The organism is Streptomyces sp. MAI_2237 (assembly GCF_054189285.1).
Genome location: NZ_JAJPGQ010000005.1, coordinates 1,428,311 through 1,448,387, shown reverse-complemented (window position 1 = coordinate 1,448,387; position 20,077 = coordinate 1,428,311). Strand labels below are relative to the sequence as shown.

The window sequence follows — 20,077 nt, the reverse complement described above, 5'->3', positions numbered from 1 at the left end:
GGGCCCCGCGCACCCTCGCCGCAGGTCAGGCGATGAAGTTCCGCACCTGCTGGTACACGCCGGGGTCGTTGTTCATGTCGGTGTGCGCGATGCAGCCGGCGTCGACGTTGGTCGCGCCGCTCAGGAGTGCCGAGCTGTTGGGCACGACCGCGTTGTCGCAGTCGGACCAGTAGCTGGCGTAGGACACGGCGCCCGGCGTCTCGTCGCCGGAGTTCAGCGCGGTCAGGAAGGAGCTGCCCTGCTGCATCTCCTTGCACGAGGTGTACAGCCAGGCGCACCACGAGGCCACGGACGTACCGTGGTTGACGCCGGCGACCGAGACGAAGTCGTCGACGTACGACGTCCCGCCCAGGTTCTTCAGGTAGTAGCGGGAGGACAGCGCGCCCATGGAGTGGACGACCAGGTCCACCTTCGAGGCGCCTGTTCTCGCGAGCACGTTCTTCACCTCGGTGGCCAGTTGCTGGGCGGTGGTGGCGTTCGACCTGGACCAGTCGTACGAGAACGCGTCCAGCTCGGAGGGCGCGTAGCCGTCCGCCTCGAAGTCCGCGATCCAGTCGTCCCAGCTGCTCGCGTCACTGCTCAGGCCGTGCACGAAGACGACAGGGTCGTGGGTCGCCGCCTGAGCGGGGGCGGCGGTGAGGGGGAGGGACACAAGGAGCGATGCGGCGACGGCCGACAGTGCCGTGGCGATACGACGCGTGTGGCGCTGCATGATGCCTCCTGACACGGGTGGGGTTCGTCAGGAGTGTCGGCGCGGGTCTACGCGCGCCGCATCGGTGAGATCGCCGGTCTTTACGATTCAAGTAACCCGCCAGTAACGTCAATGGTGTGGTGACACCGGTGAACCCCCCGCCTCTTCCCCGCACTTCGCCACCGCGGTCCACGGCACCCGAACTCCCCGAGGGCGTCCGCGTACGGGTCCTGCACGCCGTGTACGGCGATCCGCGCGCCGCCGCCGAACTCGCGACCCGCCTCACCGACCGCCAGCGGTCCGGTCTCGACCCGATTCCCACGCAACCCGGCCTGCTGGCACCGCGGTTGCTGCGGGACCTGCGCGCCGAACTCCGCGCGCTGCCGGACGGCACCCGCCTGCTGCTGCTCCTCGCCGCCGCCGACCAGTACCCGCTCGCCACCCACGCCTTCCTGCGCGCCGTCGCCGCCGCCCACCTCGACACCCGGCCCCTGGAGGCCGCCGAGGCCGCCGGCATCGCGCACGCCGGCGCGGGCGGCGTCGTCTTCCGCGACGCCTGGACCAGGATCGCCGCCTACGAGTCCGGGGCGCCGTCGGACCGCCGCGAGGCCCACCGGCTGCTCGCCCGCGTTCTGAACGGCGACGGCGAGAAGCCGCGCCGGTCCTGGCACCGGGCGGCGGGCGCCCTCGGACCCAGCGGACGGCTCGTCGCGGAGCTGTCGGCGGCCGCCGCACAGGCCCGCGCGACCGGCCGGCCCGCACTCGCCCGGGCCCTGACGGAACGCGCCGCGGCACTGAGCCCCGACCCCGCCCGCCAGGCCCGCCTGCTCACCCGCGCCGCCACCGACGCCTGGCAGTCCGGCGACGCCGACCGCGCCCGCGGGCTGCTGCGCGCCGGGGCGGCCGACGACACGCTCACCGGTCTGTTCGCGCTACGCGCGGAGAACGCGACGGAGGCCTTCGACGCCCTGCTGACGGCCGCGCAGCACGCCCGGGCCGACGGCCCCGCGCACACCTCCGGCTCCATCGACGCGCCGCACCTTCTGGCCCGTGCCACCGAGGCCGTCATCTACACCGGGGACCTGCGCCGCTGCCGGGACGCCGTCCGGGGTGCGGGGCGGCTGGGGATCGAACCGCCGGGCACGCTGGGCGGACTCGCCGCCGCCGTGGAGGGGCGCTACGAGGACGCGCGGGAGCTGCTGGAGGAGGCGGCCGGGCGGTGCGGACCGGGAGGCGACCCCACCGTGCTCCTCCACGCCGGCATCGCCGCGCTCATGCTCGGCGACCACGCCCGCGCCGCCACCGCGACGGCACGGGCGGCCGCCTCCGCGCAGGCACGGGGCGCGACCGTCACGGTGGCGCAGGCGCTGGAGTTCCGGGCCTACGCCGACTTCTGGACCGGCCGCCCTGACGCCGGCGCGGCCGCCGCGACGGACGCCCTCCGGCAGGCCTACGCCTCCGGCCAGGACAACGGCGCCTGCCATCTGCAGGCCGCGCTCGCCATGTTCGCCGCGCTCACCGGCGCCGCGGACCTCTGCCGTGAACGGGCGGCGGCCGCACGGTCGTACGCCCTCGCCCGGGGCCTCGGACTGCCCGCCGCCCTCGCCCAGTGGGCGCTCGCCTTCCTCGACCTCGCGGAGGGGCGCTTCGCCGGCGCCGCGGCCCGGCTGCGCGCCCTCGCCGGATTCGGCCCCGGCCACGGCCACCGCGCCATCCGGCACCTGGCCACCCCGCACTACGTGGAGGCCGCGGTGCGGACCGGCGACACCCGCGTCGCCCGGGCCGCGCACGCCGACTACCACCGCTGGGCGACGGCCGTGCGCAGTCCCGACGAGCTCGCCCTCAGCGCCCGCTGCCGCGCTCTGCTGGTACCCGGCGCCGAGGCGGTCGACCTCTACCACGAGGCCCTCGACCTGCACGCCCGCGGCACCCGCGACTTCGAACGCGCCCGCACCGAGCTGCTGTTCGGCGCCGCGCTGCGCCGCCTGCGCCGCCGTACCGAGGCCCGCGACCGGCTGCACAGCGCCCTGGAGGCGTTCGAGCAGTTCGGCGCCCCGCACTGCGCCCTGCAGGCCCGGGCGGAACTGCGCGCCCTCGGCGCACCCGCCGCCCCGGCGCCGACCGACGGCGGACCCGGCGGCCGGCTGACCGCCCAGCAACTGGTGATCGCCCGCATGGCGGCCGACGGCGCCACCAACCGGGAGATCGCCACCCGCCTCGCCCTCAGCCCCCGCACGATCGACCACCACCTGCGCGGCGTCTTCGAACGGTTGGGGATCCGCTCACGGATCGAGCTGGTACGGCTGCTCGCGGTCGGCGATGCCTAGGCCCTGCCGTCGGCGGCCTCACGCCTGCGGAACACCTCCGCGTCCCACGTGCCGTTCAGCCGCGGCGCCAGCCAGCCCGGCGCCGCGGTGCGGAAGCCGGCGGGGTCGAGGGCCCCGGCGCCCATGGGCAGGGCGCCCAGCAGCGGGGCTCCGGCGACGTCCGGGAGGTCCGTGACGTTGCAGCGCATGGCCAGGTCGGGGGAATCGGGCCAGCCGCCGATGACGACGCCCAGCAACTCCACCCCACGGAAGCGGAGTTCACGCGCCGTCAGTTCGGTCGTGTTCAGCGTGCCCAGTCCGGCCGTCGCCACCACCAGCACCGGCGCGCGCAGCAACTGCGCCGCGTCCGCCAGGGTGCCGCCCGCCTCGTCGAACCGCACGAGCAGCCCGCCGGCGCCCTCCACCAGCACCAGGTCGTGCGCGGCCGCCAGTTTTCCGGCGGCCTCGGCGACGTCCTGCGGGCGCACCGGGGTCATACCGGCCCGGCGGGCCGCGGTCGCCGGAGCCAACGGCTCGGGATAGCGCGCCAGCTCGGCCGTCGTCACGGCTCCCGCGAGCCGCGCGACCTCGTCGGCGTCCCCGCGCTCGTCCGGCCGTACACCCGTCTGCGCGGCCTTGAGGACGGCCACGGAACGCCCGGCCGCGACGGCCGCCGCGGCCACGGCCGCCGTGGTGACGGTCTTGCCGACCTCCGTGCCCGTGCCCGTGATCACCAGTACCGGCATGTCATCCCTCCCGCGCCGCGGCGCACACCGCGCGCGCGATCCGTGCCAGGTCCTCGTCCCCGGTGACGTAGGGCGGCATCGTGTAGACCAGGTCGCGGAACGGCCGCAGCCAGACGCCCTCGCGCACCGCCGCGTCCGTGGCCGCCTTCATGTCCACGGCGTGGTCCAGCTGGACGACCCCGATGGCACCCAGCACGCGGACGTCCCGCACGCCGGGCAGATCGCGGGCGGGCGCCAGGCCCTCCCGCAGTCCCGTCTCGATCCGCTTGACCTCCGCGAGCCAGTCCTGGCCCAGCAGCAGCTCGATCGAGGCGCAGGCGACGGACGCCGCGAGGGGGTTGCCCATGAAGGTCGGGCCGTGCGCGAGCACCGGGACCTCGCCCCGGGAGATGCCGTCGGCCACGCGCGCGGTGCACAGCGTCGCCGCCATCGTCAGGTAGCCGCCGGTCAGCGCCTTGCCGACACACATCACGTCCGGCGTCACCGCCGCGTGCTCCGCCGCGAACAGCGCGCCCGTACGGCCGAAACCGGTGGCGATCTCGTCGAACACCAGCAGCACGTCGTGCGCGTCGCACGCCTCGCGCAGCACCCGGAGATAGGCGGGGGAGTGGAACCGCATCCCGCCCGCGCCCTGCACCACCGGCTCGACGATCACCGCGGCCAGCTCGTCGGCGTGCTCGGCGATCGCCGAGCGCAGCGACTCGGCGTACGCCTCCTCGTACGCGGCCGGAGGCGCGTCGACGAACACCTGCCGGGGCAGCACCCCGCTCCACAGCTCGTGCATCCCGCCCTCGGGGTCGCACACCGACATCGGCTGCCAGGTGTCGCCGTGGTAGCCCCCGCGCCAGGTCAGCAGCCGCCGTTTGCCGGCCCGGCCCAGCGAACGCCAGTACTGCAGGCACATCTTCACGGCGACCTCGACCGACACCGAGCCGGAGTCGGCGAGGAAGACGTGCTCCAGACCGTCGGGCGACATGTCGACAAGGAGCTTCGCGAGGCGCACGGCCGGCTCGTGGGTGAGGCCGCCGAACATCACGTGGCTCATCCGGCCCAGCTGGTCGGCGGCGGCCTCGTTGAGCACCGGGTGGTTGTAGCCGTGGATCGCCGACCACCAGGACGACATGCCGTCGACCAGCTCGCCCGAGCCGTCGGCAAGCCGCAGCCGCACCCCGCTCGCCGCCTCCACGACGAGCGGTTCGGCCTGCCCGGGCATCGGCCCGTACGGGTGCCACACATGCCGCCGGTCGAGCTCCAGCAGCTCCGGTACGGACAGGTCAGGCATTGGGCGCGAGGTCCGTGCCGGCGCCACGGCGGCGTACGGCGACCAGGTCGGTACGGGGCTCGTTCGCCGTCGGCGCGGCAGCGGCCGTACCGCACACCCCACCGCCCTCGTGCGACCCGCACCCGGCGTCCTCGTGGGACCCGCAGCCGGCCTCGGTGTGCGACCCGCAGCCCCCGCCTGCGTGCACCCGGTGCTCGGGCAGGGTCACCTGATCGGCGCCCTCCACCTCGAAACCGGCGTCCGCGATCATCTCAAGGTCGGCCTTGCCCGCCTGGCCCTCGGTGGTGAGGTAGTCGCCCAGGAAGATCGAGTTGGCCAGGTGCAGGGCGACCGGCTGCATCGAGCGCAGATGGACCTCGCGGCCGCCCGCGATGCGCACCTCGATGTCGGGGCACACGAAGCGGACCATCGCCAGGATGCGCAGGCAGCGCTGCGGGGTGAGGTTCCACTCGGCGGCCAGCGGGGTGCCCTCGACCGGGATGAGGAAGTTCACCGGCACCGAGTCCGGGTCCAGCGCCCGCAGCGAGAAGACCACGTCGACCAGGTCCTCGTCGCTCTCGCCCATGCCCGCGATCAGCCCGGAGCAGGCGGACAGGCCGGCCGCGTGCGCCTTGTTCACGGTGTCGACGCGGTCGGCGTAGGTGTGCGTGGTCGTGATGTCGCCGTACGTCGACTCCGACGTGTTGAGGTTGTGGTTGTAGGCGTCGGCGCCCGCCTCGCGCAGACGTTCGGCCTGGCCGTCGGAGAGCAGACCGAGGCAGGCGCAGACCTCCACGCCCTCGTTCTGCTCCTTGATCGCCTTGATGGTGCCCGCGACCCGGTCGACGTCACGGTCGGTCGGGCCGCGCCCGGACGCCACCAGGCACACCCGCTTGGCGCCTCCCGCCAGCCCGGCAGCGGCGGCCTGGGAGGCCTGCTCCGGCTTGAGCCAGGTGTACTTGAGGATGCCGGTGCTGGAGCCGAGCCGCTGGGAGCAGTAGGAGCAGTCCTCCGGACACAGCCCGGACTTGAGATTGACGAGGTAGTTCAGTTTCACCCGTCGCCCGAACCAGTGCCGGCGCACCTTTCCGGCCGCGGCCACCACGTCGAGCACGTCGTCGTCGGAAGTGGCGAGGACGGCCAGAGCCTCCTCGCGGGTCGGCAGCTCGCGCCGAAGCCCCTTGTCCACCAGCGTGTTCAGCAGGTCCATGAGAGCCGATCCTGTCCTACCCACCCGCCCCGGGCCAAGGAGAGAGTGGACAAGACGTGCGCTTCGACGTGTGGGTATTGCCACATCATGGGGGGCGGCCCGTGCGGCTAGTGTCTGTCCACTGCCTACAAAAGCCCCGGAGGAGCCATGGCGTTCGGCTGGATCGACGAGCAGGCGGCGCTGCGCCGCCGCGCCGGGCTCGTACGGATTCTGCGGCCGCGCCCGGCCCACTCCCCGCTCCTCGACCTCGCGAGCAACGACTACCTGGGGCTGACCCACCACCCCGAGGTCGCCGCGGGCGCGGCCGAGGCCGCCCGGACCTGGGGCGGCGGCTCCACCGGGTCCCGGCTCGTCACCGGCACCACGGAACTGCACGCCGAGCTGGAGCGGGAGCTGGCCGACTTCTGCGGCTTCGAGGCGGCGCTCGTCTTCTCCTCCGGCTACGCCGCCAACCTCGCCGCCGTCACCGCACTGGCCCCGCACGGCTCGCTGATCGTCTCCGACGCGGGCAACCATGCCTCGCTGATCGACGGCTGCCGGCTCGCCCGGGGCGGTACGCAGGTCGCGCCGCACGCGGACCCGGAGGCGGTGCGCAAGGCGCTGCGGACGCACGACGGCCCGGCCCTCGTCGTCTCCGACACGGTCTTCTCGGTCGACGGGGACGCGGCCCCGCTGACCGCGCTCGCCGCCGCCTGCCGGGAGCGGGGCGCGGGACTGCTGGTCGACGACGCGCACGGGCTCGGCGTGCTGGGCGACGGGGGCCGGGGGGCCGCGTGGGCGGCGGGCCTGGCGGGCGAGGGCGACGTCGTCGTGACGGTCACGCTGTCCAAGTCGCTCGGCAGCCAGGGCGGGGCGGTGCTGGGCCCGGCGAAGGTGATCGAGCACCTCGTCAACGCGGCCCGCACGTTCATCTTCGACACGGGCCCTGGCGCCCGCGGCGGCAGGGGCGGCCCTGGCGGCGCTGCGACTGCTGCGCCGCGAACCGGAGCGGGCGGCGCGGGCGCGCGCGGTGGCGGCGGAGCTGCACGCGCGGCTGACCGCGGCGGGCCATGCGGCGGTGCGTCCGGACGCCGCGGTCGTCTCGGTGCGCGCACCGTCCCCGGAGGGGGCCGTGCGATGGGCGGCCGACTGCCGTACGGCAGGCCTCGCCGTGGGCTGCTTCCGTCCTCCTTCCGTTCCCGACGGCGTCTCGAGGCTCAGGCTGACCGCCCGCGCGGACCTCTCCGAGGGACAGATCGAGCATGCGGTGAAGGTGATCGGCGAGACGCGACCATGAGTCGGCGTGACACGGCCGTGTGCCGCGCGATCACGAACTGATCAGGACCGGACGGCCGTGAGGAAGCCCGCCCAGCTCTCGGGGGAGAAGAGCAGCGCGGGCCCCGTGGCGTCCTTGGAGTCGCGCACGGCGAGCAGTCCGGCCCAGGGGCCGGACTGTGGCAGTGCGGTCTCGACGCAGTTGTTCGCTCCCGTGCTGTAGCTGCTGCGCAGCCACCGCACGCCGTGCAGTCGGGTGCTGGAAGGTACGTTCCGAGGCAGTACGGACATGGTGCCTCCTTACGCGCCGTCAAACTGTCGCGGCGATGTAATCCAACGAGTCCTCGGGTGAAAGGGCGTGATTCCGAAGGGCGTTGAAGGCCTGGGTATAGGCCTCCAGGTCTTCTTTCCGTTCGAGGTAGAGGCTACTCGTCAAGTGGTCGAGAACAACCACATCCAGATCAGAAGTGCTCGAAAATGAGAAGATTACGAAAGGGCCTGTGACACCGACATGTGCCCCCGCGGCGAACGGCAGTACCTGGAGCCGTACTTGGGGCAGGCGGCCCGCTTCCAGAAGCCGTTCCCGTTGCCGTGCCATGACGCCCGGACCGCCGATCTCCCGGTGCAGTACGGCCTCGTCCAGGACCGCTGTCAGCTCCAACGGCGGATCCGAGCGCAGGACGTCCTGCCGGGCCAGTCGCACCTCGACCAGGGCGTCCAGCCGTTCGTCGTCCAGTCCGTCGACCGCGGCCCGCGTGACCGCACGCGCGTATTCGGGCGTTTGCAGCAGACCGGGCACCACGGACGTCTCCAGCGTGCGCATCGCGCTCGCCTGCGACTCGAGGCTGATGAAGTCGCGATAGGTGGGCGGGAGAATTCCGCGATAGGCGTGCCACCAGTGGTGGCGCCCCACGCTCTCGTCCGACCCGGCCAACACCAGAAGAAACTCGCGTAGTTGAGAGTCCGTGACTGCGTAGGCGTCGAGAAGTAACCGCACATCGGCCGGTTTCACCCCGCTGGCGCCGGTCTCGATCCGGCTCACCTTGGACTGGTGCCAGCCCACTTGCCGGGCCGCCTCACCGCTGGTGAGACCCGCCGCCGTGCGCAGGGCGCGCAGTTCGGTGCCCAGCTTCCGGCGGCGCACCGCGGGACCGTTCTGCATGCGGTACTCCTTACTCCTTACGGGGTGCCCAAATACGGTCTTCCGTCGTAGAGTTCACCGCTTTGAGCGACAGATATATGCATATCTTGGTGGATCGCCACCCGTGACCGTCGCGGTAATGGCAGTCTGGCGAGGAAGCACCAGTCCGGGACCGTACTCGAACCATCCGCTCCGTGTCGGACTCCGGTCCCGTGGGAAAGGGACGACGTCGCCATGGCAGACCACCTGGAAGCATCCGTCACTCTGCCGAGCGAGCCGGCCTCGGTCTCCGCCGCCCGCGGCTACGTGGTCACCACTCTGGCGGAATGGGGTCTGCCCGCCCACACCGAAGCGGCCGAGACGATCCGCCTCATTGTCTCCGAACTGGCCACCAACGCCGTACAGCACACCTTCGGGCAGTCTCCCACCTTCACGGTGGACCTGCGGCTCGACCGTGACGAGCACCTGTGCATCGGCGTCACCGACAGCCATCCGCGCTTCCCCAAGCGGCTGCCGGCCGCGGTCCAGCAGGACAACGGACGGGGCATGGTGATCATTCGCTGGCTGGCGGCCGAGTGCGGCGGCAAGCTGCGCGTGCGGCCCACGAGAGAGGGCGGCAAGACGGTCTGCATCGAACTGCCGTGGAGCGCGCGGGCCCGGCCCGTCACCGCGGGGCAGCAGGAGTCGTGAACCACGAGCAGGAGCCGTGAACCACGACGCCCAGGCGCGACGGCCTGGGTGCGGAATATGGAACCCCGTGGGAGTGACGGCCGGTCAGGAGGCCGTCACCCCCACGGGAGAGTCAGCTGACCCGGCCGTACCAGACGCTCCGGGTCCAGATCTTCTGGAGCTTCACGACGTCCCCGGTCTTCGGGGCGTGCCAGATCTTCCCCTTCCCGGCGTAGATGCCCACGTGGTAGACGTTCGACCCCGAGTGGAAGAACACCAGGTCTCCGGCCTTGCGGTGGCTCGCGGAGATGTGGTGGGTCCTGTTGTACTGCTGGGCCGCCGTCCGGGGCAGTGTCTTGCCGGCCTTCTTGAACGAGTACAGCGTGAGGCCTGAGCAGTCGAAGCGACGCGGTCCGGTGGCGCCCCACTTGTACGGAGATCCCTTTTTGGACGCCGCCACCTGAAGCGCCTTCGTCGCGGTCGTCGCGGCCGAGGCGTCGGTGGCGATGCCCGGGATCACGACGGAGCCGCCCACGGCGGCGAGGGTGAGAGCCGAGGCCGTGCCGGCCCGGACCATCAGCGACGGGACACGATTGAGCGCAGTCATGCGCAACCCTTCGTCAGCCGCCTGTGAAGGATGACCTGTCGGATTCGGGCTGGCGAAGTTGCCCGGCCGCATGCGCGGCTTCACCCCAAGGGCTGCTCGGTCCGGTCATGGCGTGACCGTGCCGGCGACCCGTCGTGCTTGGGTCCTCCACTCCTGCCGATCCACTCCTGTCGACCGGTCATCCGGGCGGCGGCAGGACTCGGCGTCCGCCCGGATCGCCCCGCCGCTGCGGCGGGGGCTTGTCGTCAGACAGGGATCTTGGCTCACGGATGTCCGAAAATCCCAATGGAATCGGGGATTTGTGGCGTTACTCACCACTCACCCGTTCGGGTGGACACCCTGTTTTTCGAACAGTCGTCACCGGATCGAGGAGCCCCGGACCAGGGGCGGAACCTCCCATTCCGCCCTTCGGGTACGCGTGTTGCGCAACCGGAACGGTCCCGAAACTGCAGCCGCGTCTACGCCAAAAGGGGGTACGCCGTTTGGTCCGTTTCAAGCCCGGTCCGGACGTTCGCGCCAACTGTCGGAGTGGGGCGGCACGGTGACCCGTGCCGTGCGCCGCTCCCCGTCCAGCACCCGCATGGCCCGGCCCAGCGTGGGGGCGTGCAGCTCGGTCTCGCCCCGCCGGTGCATCACCGCCAGGGCGTCGCGCAGTTCGGCCGCCTTGGTCACCAGTGCCTGAGCGGCACGCAGTCCCCGGTAGGTGTCTCCGTCGTGCGCGGGGTTGATGCGGCCGAGCAGGTCGACCACGTCGAGATAACGGTCGATCAACTCGCCCTCGGCGCGGGTCAGGGCGGGCAGCGGTGGGAGCTCGGGTGGAAGCACCGTCCGCTCACCTGCCCGTCGTCGGCGCGAGGGTGGACCTGCGGCTGGGGACGATCCGGTCCACCAGCCCGTACTCCACGGCCTCCCGGGCGTCGAGGATCTTGTCGCGCTCGATGTCCTCGGTCACCTGCTGCGGGGAGCGTCCCGTGTGCCGTACCAGCATCTCCTCCAGGCGGGTCCGCAGCCGCGACAGCTCGTCGGCCTGGATGGCCAGGTCGCTCGCCTGTCCCTGCACCGGTTCGTACAGCGCCGGCTGGCGGATGACCATGCGGGCGCCTGGCAGCGCGGACCGCTTGCCCGGCGTGCCCGCCGCCAGCAGCACCGCCGCCGAGGAGCCCGCCTGTCCCAGGCAGACCGTCTCCACGTCGCAGCCGACGTACTGGATCGTGTCGTAGATCGCCGACATCGCGGTGAACGAGCCGCCCGGGGAGTTGATGTAGAGCGAGATGTCCCGGCCCGGGTCCTGGTACTCGAGGTGCATGAACTGGGCCATCACGTCGTTGGCCGACGTGTCGTCGATCTGTGTGCCGAGAAAGACGATCCGTTCCTCCAGCAGCTTCGCGTACGGGTCCGTCGTCCTGTGCCCGAAGCTCGTGTGCTCCGTGAACTCGGGCAGGACGTAGCGGGCGGACGGTCGGGTCATGGCGTACCCCTCCTCGCGGCTCAGCGATCTCTCGCCGAACTGTCTCTCGCCGAACTGGCTCTGTAAAAAATGTACAGGATGTACGTGACGTTATGATGGGGGTATGGCCTACGAGATTCCGGTGACGCAAGCCAGGGCTGAGCTCGCCGATCTGATCAACCGGGTGGTGTACGGCGGCGAGCGCGTCGTCGTGACACGGCACGGCAAGCCCCTCGTCGCCCTCGTCTCCGCCGCCGACCTGGAACGGCTCGACCAGCTCCAGGAGCCCGACGAGGAGCAGGTGATCAGCTCCGTGTCGAACGTGCGCGACGTGGCGTCCGCGCCCCGGGAACAGCAGCGCTTCGGCATCGCGGCGCACCACCGGGGGACCGGCGCCTCCTAGGGCGTGTGTCGAAAGTCCCGCCTGCCCCGCGACGCCTGGCACGCGCGCTGGCGGCGTTGCCGGAGCGCCCGAATGGCTCCGCCATCAGGGCGCTCCGGCGCGTTGCGATCGCGCGCACCAGACGCCGTGGGGCCCGCCCTTCGGGCGGACGACGGGACGTTCGACACGCCCCAGGCTTCGGGTCCGCGGTCCGGCCACGGCGGCCCGTATACGTTTAACGTGCTCGAAACCCGGCCCAACTAGCCTTCCCCTCCACGCCACCAGGCAGTTTGCCCCGTGGCCGCGGCAACCGGGCCCGCCCGGCCCGGAGCGAGAGGTGAGGTGGGACGTGCAACTGACCCCGCACGAGCAAGAGAGGCTGCTCATCCACGTGGCGGCCGACGTGGCTCAGAAGCGCCGGGCCCGGGGGCTGAGGCTCAACCATCCCGAGGCGGTCGCCCTCATCACGTCGCACATCCTCGAGGGCGCCCGGGACGGCCGCACCGTCGCCGAGCTCATGGCCTCCGGACGCAGGCTGCTCACCCGGGACGACGTCATGGAGGGCATCCCCGAGATGATCCACGACGTCCAGGTCGAGGCCACCTTCCCCGACGGCACCAAGCTCGTCACCGTCCACGACCCGATCGTCTGACGGGGGAGCGCCGTGATTCCCGGAGAGATCCTCTTCGCCGAGGACCCGATCGTCTGCAACGCGGGCCGCGAGGTCACCCGCCTGACCGTCCTCAACGCCGCCGACCGGCCCGTCCAGGTCGGCTCCCACTACCACTTCGCCGAGGCCAACCCCGGTCTGGACTTCGACCGCGCCGCCGCCCGCGGCAAGCGGCTCGACATCCCCGCCGGCACGGCCGTGCGCTTCGAGCCCGGCATCCCCGTCGACGTGGCACTCGTCCCGCTCGCCGGCGCCCGTGTCGTGCCCGGGCTGCGCGGAGAGACCGGAGGTGCCCTCGATGCCTGAGATCTCGCGCGCCGCTTACGCCGACCTGTTCGGCCCGACCACCGGCGACCGCATCCGGCTCGCCGACACCGACCTGCTCGTCGAGATCGAGGAGGACCGCTGCGGCGGGCCCGGGCTCGCCGGGGAGGAGGCGGTGTTCGGCGGCGGCAAGGTGATCCGCGAGTCCATGGGCCAGTCGCGTGCCACCCGCGCGGAGGGCACCCCGGACACGGTCGTCACCGGCGCGGTCATCATCGACCACTGGGGCATCGTCAAGGCCGACGTCGGCATCCGGGACGGCCGGATCACCGGGATCGGCAAGGCCGGCAACCCCGACACCATGGACGGGGTCCACCCCGACCTGGTGATCGGCCCGGAGACCGAGGTCATCGCCGGCAACGGGCGCATCCTGACCGCGGGCGCCGTCGACGCGCACGTGCACTTCATCTGCCCGCAGATCGCCGACGAGGCGCTGTCCTCCGGTGTCACGACGCTCGTGGGCGGCGGCACCGGCCCGGCCGAGGGCTCCAAGGCCACCACGGTCACGCCCGGCCCGTGGCACCTCGCGCGCATGCTGGAGGCGATGGAGCAGTACCCGCTCAACATCGGCTTCCTCGGCAAGGGCAACACCGTCTCGCACGAGGCGATGCTGTCGCAGATCCGCGGCGGCGCGCTGGGACTGAAGCTGCACGAGGACTGGGGCTCGACCCCGGCCGTCATCGACGCCGCGCTGACGGTGGCCGACCGGACCGGCATCCAGGTCGCCATCCACACCGACACGCTGAACGAGGCCGGGTTCGTCGGCGACACGCTCGCCGCGATCAACGGCCGCGGCATCCACGCGTACCACACCGAGGGCGCGGGCGGCGGGCACGCGCCCGACATCATGACCGTCGTCTCCGAGCCGCACGTGCTGCCGAGTTCGACGAACCCGACGCGGCCCTTCACCGTCAACACCGCCGAGGAACACCTCGACATGCTGATGGTCTGCCACCACCTGAATCCGGCGGTGCCGGAGGACCTCGCCTTCGCCGAATCGCGCATCCGCCCCTCGACGATCGGGGCCGAGGACATCCTGCACGACCTCGGCGCCATCTCGATCATCTCCTCCGACTCCCAGGCCATGGGCCGGGTCGGCGAGGTCGTCCTGCGCACCTGGCAGACGGCGCACGTGATGAAGCGGCGGCGGGGAGCGCTGCCCGGCGACGGCCGGGCCGACAACCACCGGGTGCGCCGCTACGTCGCCAAGTACACGATCAACCCGGCCCTCGCGCAGGGACTGGCCCGCGAGATCGGCTCGGTGGAGACCGGGAAACTCGCCGACCTGGTGCTGTGGGAGCCGGCGTTCTTCGGCGTCAAGCCGCACCTCGTGATCAAGGGCGGCCAGATCGCGTACGCGCAGATGGGCGACGCGAACGCCTCCATCCCGACGCCGCAGCCGATCCTGCCCCGGCCGATGTACGGGGCGATCGGGCGGGCGCCCGCCGCGAACTCGTTCAACTTCGTCGCCCCGCTCGCCGTCGAGGACGGTCTGCCGGAGCGGTTGCAGCTCGGGAAGCGGTTCGTGGCCATCGAGTCGACCCGCGCGGTCACCAAGGCCGACATGCGGGAGAACGACGCGCGGCCGCGGGTGGAGATCGATCCCGACAGCTTCGCGGTGCGCATCGACGGGGACCTGGTCGAAGCCACGCCCGCCGCCGAACTGCCCATGGCCCAGCGGTACTTCCTCTTCTGATGTCCAGGGCCGCACTTCTCGTCCTGGCCGACGGCCGGTTTCCCGCCGGAGGGCACGCGCACTCCGGCGGGGCCGAGGCCGCGGTGAAGGCCGGGCGCGTCACCGGCGCCGCGAGCCTGGAGAACTTCTGCCGGGGACGGCTGCACACGGCGGGCCTGGTCGCGGCCTCGCTGGCCGCGGCAGCCGTACTCGGCGCGGACCCGGCGGAGTTGGACGCCGCCGCCGATGCCCGGACGCCCTCCCCGGCGCTCCGCGTCGCCGCCCGCAAGCTCGGCCGGCAGCTGACGAGGGCCGCCCGGGCCACCTGGCCGTCGGACGAACTCGACGCTCTGGCACGGCGGTTCCCGAAAGGCGCTCATCAGCCGGTGGTGCTGGGGCTGGTGGCCCGGGCAGCCGCTCTCGAGCCCGTCGACGCCGCCCACTGCGCGGCCTACGAGAGCGTCAGCGGGCCGGCGAGCGCCACGGTGCGCCTGCTGAGCCTCGACCCGTTCGACGCCACGGGGGTGCTGGCCCGCTTGGCGCCGGCGATCGACCGGGTGGCCGACCAGGCGGTGGAGGCGGCCCGCAGGGCGATCGACGAAGGAGTCGACGTCCTGCCGGCGAGCTCCGCCCCGCTGCTGGAGATCGGCGCGGAGGCCCACGCCGCCTGGGCCGTGCGGCTGTTCGCCTCGTAGCCCCCGAGCCCGCCCAAGCCCGAAAACCGTAGGAGTCACCCCATGCACCTCGACCACTCCCACGACGGCCCCCGCGCCGTCAGCGCCGACGCCCGGCGCCCCGACGGCTCGCGGCGGGCCCTGCGGATCGGGCTCGGCGGTCCCGTCGGCTCCGGGAAGACGGCGACCGTCGCCGCCCTGTGCCGGGCGCTGCGCGAGGAGTTGTCCCTGGCCGTCGTCACCAACGACATCTACACGCGGGAGGACGCCGACTTCCTGCTGCGGGAGGCCGTGCTGCCGCCCGAGCGGATCGCCGCCGTGGAGACGGGCGCCTGTCCGCACACCGCCATCCGGGACGACATCTCCGCGAACCTGGAGGCCGTCGAGGACCTGGAGGACGAGGTCGGGCCGCTGGACCTGATCCTGGTCGAGTCCGGCGGTGACAACCTCACCGCGACCTTCTCCAAGGGGCTCGTCGACGCGCAGATCTTCGTCATCGACGTGGCGGGCGGCGACGACATCCCGCGCAAGGGCGGGCCGGGTGTGACCACCGCCGATCTGCTCGTCGTCAACAAGACGGACCTGGCGCCCTACGTGGGCTCGGACCTCGCGCGGATGGCCGCCGACGCGAAGGCGCAGCGCGCCGAACTGCCCGTCGTCCTGCAGTCGCTGAGGAGCGAGAGCGGCGTGCGGGAGGTGGCCGCGTGGGTGCGGGCGCGGCTCGCCGCCTGGACGGCGTGAGCGTGGGCGGGGTGCGGGCCACCGCACGCATCCGGGCGACGGCGGACGGGCGGGGCGGCACCTCGCTGCCCGTGCTGGAAGGGGACGGACCGCTCGCCCTGCGGCGGACCCGGGGGAGCGGTCACGAGGCCCGTGTGATGCTCGTCGGGGCGATGAGCGGGCCACTCGGCGGGGACCGATTCCGCATCGAGTGCGGCGTGCGGGACGGGGCCCGGTTGCGGGTCGGGTCCGCCGCCGCCACCATCGCGCTGCCCGGACAGGTCAAGGGGGAGGCGCGGTACGACGTCCGGCTGGACGTTGCCGACGGCGGCGAACTGCGCTGGCTGCCGGAGCAGTTGATCTGTGCCGGCGGCAGTGATCTGCGGGTCGCCACCCGCGTCGAGGCCGGCGCCGGCGCGCGGCTCGTGCTGCGCGAGGAGCAGGTGCTCGGGCGGGTGGGGGAGGAACCCGGCAGGCTCGGCAGCCGTCTCACCGTTCGGGTCGCCGGGCGGACCGTGCTCGATCAGGAACTCGGGTGCGGCCCCGGGACGCCCGGGGGCTGGGACGGGCCCGCCGTGCTGGGCGGGTGCCGGGCGGTGGGTCAACTGGTCTTCGTAAGGCCGGAGTTCGCGAAGGAACCGGTGCCGGCCCGGGTGCTGGGGGAGACGGCCGTGCTCGCGCCGCTGGCCGGGCCCGTCGTGCTCGTGAGCGCCGTGGCCGAGGACGCGCTGCGCCTGCGCCGCGTGCTGGACGAGGCGTTGGCCGCCCTGGACGCGTGACGTTCCGCTGAGCGGGACGCACCTCTCCGTTTATCGGAATGGTAAAGAAGGTCAACAGCCCCTGTTCTCAGGCAGCACACAGCGGCAAGGATCCCTCTGTCAATCGAACAGACGAAGGGGGAGGTCCCACTTGAGGGGCAACAGACCGAAGAGGCGTACCACGGCGCTCGGTTCGGCCGGAGTGCTCGTGACGGCGACGCTCATGGCCGGGGCCGCCGCGGTCCCCACCGCCAGCGCGAGCGCGGGGCACGGGCAGGACCGCGAGGCCCGGGGCGCCGCCATCGCCGCCGAGCGTGCCGCGAAGGCAGGCATCGACTGGCAGGACTGCCCCGCCGACTGGGGACTGGCCAAGCCCATCCAGTGCGGCTGGGTCAGCGTCCCGCTCGACTACGCGCACCCGTACGGCAAGCAGCTCAAGCTCGCCGTCGACCGCATCGGCAACACGGGGACCAAGGAGGAGCGCCAGGGCGCCCTCGTCTACAACCCGGGCGGCCCGGGCGGGTCCGGCATGCGCTTCCCGACCCGCGTCACCAACAAGAACCCGATCTGGGCCAACGCGGCCAAGGCCTACGACTTCGTGGGCTTCGACCCGCGCGGTGTCGGCCACTCGGCACCCATCTCCTGCATCGACCCGCAGGAGTTCGTCAAGGCGCCCAAGATGGACCCGGTGCCGGACAGCGAGGCCGACAAGACGGCCCAGCGCAAGCTGGCCCGCGAGTACGCCGACGGCTGCGCCGAGCGCACCGGCAAGGCGATGCTCCAGCAGATGACCACGCCCAACACCGTGCGCGACCTGGACGTCATCCGCGCCGCGCTCGGCGAGAAGAAGCTCAACTACCTGGGCGTCTCCTACGGCACCTACATCGGCGCCGTCTACGGCACGATGTTCCCGGGCCACCTGCGCCGCATGATCGTGGACAGCGTCGTCAACCCCTCGCGCGACAAGATCTGGTACCAGGCCAACCTGGACCAGGACGTCGCCTTCGAGGGCCGCTGGAAGGACTGGGAGGACTGGGTCGCCGCCAACGACGCCGCCTTCCACCTCGGCACCACCCGCGACGCCGTCCAGGCCAAGTGGCTCCAGCTGCGCGCCACCGCCAAGAAGAGCCCCATCGGCGGGGTCGTCGGCCCGGCCGAGCTGATCTCCTTCTTCCAGAGCGCCCCGTACTACGACTCCTCGTGGGTGCCGATCGCGACGGTCTTCAGCAAGTACGTCGCCGGTGACACCCAGGCGCTCATCGACGCAGCCGCCCCCGACATGTCGGACACCGCGGGCAACATATCCGCGGAGAACGGCAACGCCGTCTACACGGCCGTCGAGTGCACCGACGCCAAGTGGCCCACCAGCTGGAAGAAGTGGGACCGCGACAACACCACGCTGAACAAGAACTACCCGTTCATGACCTGGGCCAACGCCTGGATGAACCTGCCGTGCGCCACCTGGCCGGTCAAGCAGCAGACGCCCGTGAACGTCAAGACCCACAAGGGTCTGCCGCCGGTCATGATCGTGCAGTCCACGAACGACGCCGCCACCCCCTACGACGGCGCCGTCGAACTGCACCACCGCTTCAAGGGCTCCCGCCTGATCACCGAGAAGGACGCGGGCTCGCACGGTGTGACCGGCCTGCTCAACCCGTGCATCAACCAGCGGGTGGACTCCTACCTGCTCACCGGGCAGCTGGACGGCGCCGACGTGACCTGCACCCCGCACGCCACGCCCAAGCCGTAGCCACCGGCTACACGGCAAAGGGGCGGCCGGAACTCCTCCGGCCGCCCCTGTCTTCATGCCCCACGGGTCAACTCAGCGGCGCACGCGGGAACTTGCGCTCCTTGGCACCCTTCGTCTCCGTCTCCTGCGCCTTCGCGACGGCCGCGTACTCGTCGACGTACTCCTGCTCCGAGAGCGACAGGATCGCGTACATGATCTCGTCGGTGACGGCGCGCAGGATCGCCTTCTCGTTCTCCATGCCGGCGTAGCGGGAGAAGTCGAGGGGCTTGCCGAAGCGGATGACGACCGGGTGGAAGTTGGGGACGACCTTGCCCGGCGGCTGTGCCTCGAAGGTGCCGATCATCGCGCAGGGGATGACCGGAACCTGCGCCTTGAGCGCCATCACCGCCACGCCGACCTTGCCCTTGTACAGCCGGCCGTCGTGCGAGCGGGTGCCCTCGGGGTAGATGCCGAGCAGCTCGTTCTTGCGCAGCACGCCCAGGCCCTCGCGGATGGCGGCCTGGCCCGCCTCCTTGCCGGTGCGGTCGACCGGGATCTGCCCGGCGCTGCGGAAGAAGGCCGCGGTGAGCCGGCCCTTGAGGCCGGGACCGGTGAAGTACTCCTTCTTCGCCAGGAAGGTGATGCGGCGCTTGAGCATGGCCGGCATCAGGAAGTGGTCCGAGAAGGACAGGTGATTGCCCGCGATGATGGCGGGGCCTTCGTCCGGGACGTGTTCGAGGCCCTCGATGCGGGGCCGGAAGAACAGTCTCAGCGGGGGTCCCAGCAACACGTATTTGAGCACGTAGTAGAACAAAGGGGACGCTCCTCACTCCGACGGATCGCCTCGGCCGCCGCGTTCCAGCAGGTCAACCGGCGTGTCGTGGGGCTGCCAGTGTATGTGCAGGCGCAGCCCGCCGGAACATGACGGACGCCGTGTCGCCCGCGGGGAACGCCTGCCCGACCAGCCTCGTGTCACTGATCGACACGAGGCAAGTCGATCGCACGGGTTTGGCGTGATCTTCCCGGAAAAACCCCGCGCGCCGACCGGGCCGCCGGCGGTACGGTCCCCAAATGCTCGACGAGGACGGCTACTTCGGAGAAGAGATCGCGGCCGGCTACGACGACTCGGCGGCCGACATGTTCCGCCCCGAGGCCGTCGGCCCGGCGGTCGACGTACTGGCCGGGCTGGCCGGTGACGGCAGGGCGCTCGAACTCGGGATCGGCACCGGCCGGATCGCGCTGCCGCTGGCCCGCCGCGGCGTGCCGGTGCACGGCATCGACCTGTCCCGCGCGATGGTGGACCGGCTGCGCGCGAAGGAGGGCGGTTCGGCCGTCGGAGTGACGATCGGGGACTTCGCCACGGCCCGGGTGGAGGGCGAGTTCTCCGTCGCCTACCTGGTCTTCAACACGATCATGAACCTGACCACGCAGGACGCCCAGGTGGAGTGCTTCCGCAACGTCGCCCGGCACCTGGGGCCCGGCGGCTGCTTCGCCGTCGAGGTGATGGTGCCCGAACTGCGCAAGCTGCCGCCCGGGCAGAACGCCGTGCCCTTCCACATCGGCGCGACCAAGTGGGCCTTCGACACCTACGACCTGGCCACCCAGGCCATGAGCTCGAACTACGTCACCGTCGTCGACGGACGCGCCGAGCACTGGTCCATCCCGTTCCGCTACGTGTGGCCGGCCGAGTTGGACCTGATGGCGCGGCTGGCCGGACTGCGGCTGCGCGACCGCTGGGAGGACTGGACGCGCACGCCCTTCACCGGCGACAGCCCGAGGCATGTCTCGGTGTGGGAGAAGCCCGCCGGCTGAC

At 72.1% G+C, this 20,077-nt stretch carries 21 protein-coding genes and 1 pseudogene; 12 read left to right on the top strand and 10 right to left on the bottom strand.

Annotated elements, in window-relative coordinates; all coding sequences use genetic code 11:
- Positions 1-25 precede the first annotated feature (25 nt).
- On the bottom strand, positions 26-712 hold the full coding sequence (locus LN251_RS34940) for an esterase/lipase family protein (protein WP_458248137.1): 687 nt from the start codon (positions 710-712) through the stop codon (positions 26-28).
- A 119-nt stretch (positions 713-831) separates the two neighbouring features.
- Here LN251_RS34940 and LN251_RS34935 point away from each other — a divergent pair, with 119 nt between their 5' ends.
- A complete protein-coding gene (locus LN251_RS34935) occupies positions 832-3,018 on the top strand; it encodes a LuxR C-terminal-related transcriptional regulator (protein WP_458248237.1) in 2,187 nt (728 codons plus the stop codon).
- On the opposite strand, the gene bioD is transcribed toward LN251_RS34935, so the two are convergent.
- From bioD to bioB, 3 genes are read right to left on the bottom strand one after another with little or no spacing between them, the layout of a single operon-like run.
- Positions 3,015-3,743, bottom strand: a complete 729-nt coding sequence (gene bioD / locus LN251_RS34930; RefSeq protein ID WP_458248136.1) for a dethiobiotin synthase — start codon at positions 3,741-3,743, stop codon at positions 3,015-3,017. The two genes, LN251_RS34935 and bioD, sit on opposite strands and share 4 nt — an antisense overlap.
- A 1-nt stretch (position 3,744) precedes the next feature.
- Entirely contained in the window at positions 3,745-5,025 is a 1,281-nt protein-coding gene (locus tag LN251_RS34925) for an adenosylmethionine--8-amino-7-oxononanoate transaminase (RefSeq protein ID WP_458248135.1), read from the bottom strand.
- Positions 5,018-6,214: a biotin synthase BioB gene (gene bioB, locus LN251_RS34920; RefSeq protein WP_458248134.1), complete on the bottom strand. Its 1,197-nt coding sequence runs from the start codon at positions 6,212-6,214 to the stop codon at positions 5,018-5,020. Before bioB ends, LN251_RS34925 begins: the two co-directional genes overlap by 8 nt.
- Positions 6,215-6,361: 147 nt before the next feature.
- On the opposite strand from bioB, the pseudogene LN251_RS34915 reads away from it, so the two are divergent.
- A pseudogene (locus LN251_RS34915) lies at positions 6,362-7,490 on the top strand (8-amino-7-oxononanoate synthase).
- Positions 7,491-7,531: 41 nt separating this feature from the next.
- Here LN251_RS34915 and LN251_RS34910 read toward each other — a convergent pair.
- Together LN251_RS34910 and LN251_RS34905 are read right to left on the bottom strand one after the other, a co-directional pair.
- Positions 7,532-7,759 carry a DUF397 domain-containing protein gene (locus LN251_RS34910; RefSeq protein WP_458248133.1) on the bottom strand — a complete coding sequence of 76 codons (228 nt, stop codon included), beginning with the start codon at positions 7,757-7,759 and terminating at the stop codon, positions 7,532-7,534.
- Between the two features lie 19 nt (positions 7,760-7,778).
- On the bottom strand, positions 7,779-8,630 hold the full coding sequence (locus LN251_RS34905; RefSeq protein ID WP_458248132.1) for a helix-turn-helix domain-containing protein: 852 nt from the start codon (positions 8,628-8,630) through the stop codon (positions 7,779-7,781).
- Positions 8,631-8,843: 213 nt separating this feature from the next.
- Here LN251_RS34905 and LN251_RS34900 point away from each other — a divergent pair, with 213 nt between their 5' ends.
- The gene (locus tag LN251_RS34900) at positions 8,844-9,299 is read left to right on the top strand and encodes an ATP-binding protein (protein ID WP_458248131.1); all 456 of its coding nucleotides are present in this window, start codon (positions 8,844-8,846) and stop codon (positions 9,297-9,299) included.
- A gap of 112 nt (positions 9,300-9,411) precedes the next feature.
- Here LN251_RS34900 and LN251_RS34895 read toward each other — a convergent pair whose 3' ends face one another.
- From LN251_RS34895 to LN251_RS34885, 3 genes are all read right to left on the bottom strand, one after another.
- Positions 9,412-9,885: a C40 family peptidase gene (locus tag LN251_RS34895; RefSeq protein WP_058926735.1), complete on the bottom strand. Its 474-nt coding sequence runs from the start codon at positions 9,883-9,885 to the stop codon at positions 9,412-9,414.
- A 492-nt stretch (positions 9,886-10,377) separates the two neighbouring features.
- The gene (locus tag LN251_RS34890) at positions 10,378-10,710 is read right to left on the bottom strand and encodes a hypothetical protein (protein WP_458248130.1); all 333 of its coding nucleotides are present in this window, start codon (positions 10,708-10,710) and stop codon (positions 10,378-10,380) included.
- Positions 10,711-10,717: 7 nt separating this feature from the next.
- On the bottom strand, positions 10,718-11,353 hold the full coding sequence (locus tag LN251_RS34885; RefSeq protein WP_458248129.1) for an ATP-dependent Clp protease proteolytic subunit: 636 nt from the start codon (positions 11,351-11,353) through the stop codon (positions 10,718-10,720).
- Between the two features lie 103 nt (positions 11,354-11,456).
- Here LN251_RS34885 and LN251_RS34880 point away from each other — a divergent pair, with 103 nt between their 5' ends.
- From LN251_RS34880 to LN251_RS34845, 8 genes are all read left to right on the top strand, one after another.
- On the top strand, positions 11,457-11,735 hold the full coding sequence (locus tag LN251_RS34880; RefSeq protein WP_458248128.1) for a type II toxin-antitoxin system Phd/YefM family antitoxin: 279 nt from the start codon (positions 11,457-11,459) through the stop codon (positions 11,733-11,735).
- A 328-nt stretch (positions 11,736-12,063) separates the two neighbouring features.
- On the top strand, positions 12,064-12,366 hold the full coding sequence (locus LN251_RS34875; RefSeq protein ID WP_458248127.1) for an urease subunit gamma: 303 nt from the start codon (positions 12,064-12,066) through the stop codon (positions 12,364-12,366).
- 12 nt (positions 12,367-12,378) lie between these two features.
- Entirely contained in the window at positions 12,379-12,690 is a 312-nt protein-coding gene (locus LN251_RS34870) for an urease subunit beta (RefSeq protein ID WP_249837200.1), read from the top strand.
- Complete coding sequence (locus LN251_RS34865) at positions 12,683-14,404, top strand: urease subunit alpha (RefSeq protein ID WP_058926740.1); 1,722 nt, start codon at positions 12,683-12,685, stop codon at positions 14,402-14,404. Before LN251_RS34870 ends, LN251_RS34865 begins: the two co-directional genes overlap by 8 nt.
- Positions 14,404-15,078 (top strand): urease accessory protein UreF, encoded by a 675-nt coding sequence (locus LN251_RS34860; RefSeq protein WP_458248126.1) that lies wholly within the window; start codon positions 14,404-14,406, stop codon positions 15,076-15,078. The genes LN251_RS34865 and LN251_RS34860 overlap by 1 nt, the downstream gene beginning before the upstream one ends.
- A 42-nt stretch (positions 15,079-15,120) precedes the next feature.
- On the top strand, positions 15,121-15,798 hold the full coding sequence (ureG, locus tag LN251_RS34855) for an urease accessory protein UreG (protein ID WP_249837198.1): 678 nt from the start codon (positions 15,121-15,123) through the stop codon (positions 15,796-15,798).
- Positions 15,786-16,556 (top strand): urease accessory protein UreD, encoded by a 771-nt coding sequence (locus tag LN251_RS34850; protein WP_458248236.1) that lies wholly within the window; start codon positions 15,786-15,788, stop codon positions 16,554-16,556. The genes ureG and LN251_RS34850 overlap by 13 nt, the downstream gene beginning before the upstream one ends.
- A gap of 130 nt (positions 16,557-16,686) precedes the next feature.
- Positions 16,687-18,285 carry an alpha/beta hydrolase gene (locus tag LN251_RS34845; protein WP_458248125.1) on the top strand — a complete coding sequence of 533 codons (1,599 nt, stop codon included), beginning with the start codon at positions 16,687-16,689 and terminating at the stop codon, positions 18,283-18,285.
- Between the two features lie 67 nt (positions 18,286-18,352).
- On the opposite strand, the gene LN251_RS34840 is transcribed toward LN251_RS34845, so the two are convergent.
- Positions 18,353-19,078: a lysophospholipid acyltransferase family protein gene (locus tag LN251_RS34840; RefSeq protein ID WP_458248124.1), complete on the bottom strand. Its 726-nt coding sequence runs from the start codon at positions 19,076-19,078 to the stop codon at positions 18,353-18,355.
- A gap of 257 nt (positions 19,079-19,335) precedes the next feature.
- Between LN251_RS34840 and LN251_RS34835 the strand changes: the two genes are divergently transcribed.
- On the top strand, positions 19,336-20,076 hold the full coding sequence (locus LN251_RS34835) for a class I SAM-dependent DNA methyltransferase (protein WP_458248123.1): 741 nt from the start codon (positions 19,336-19,338) through the stop codon (positions 20,074-20,076).
- The last annotated feature ends 1 nt before the right edge of the window (position 20,077 follow it).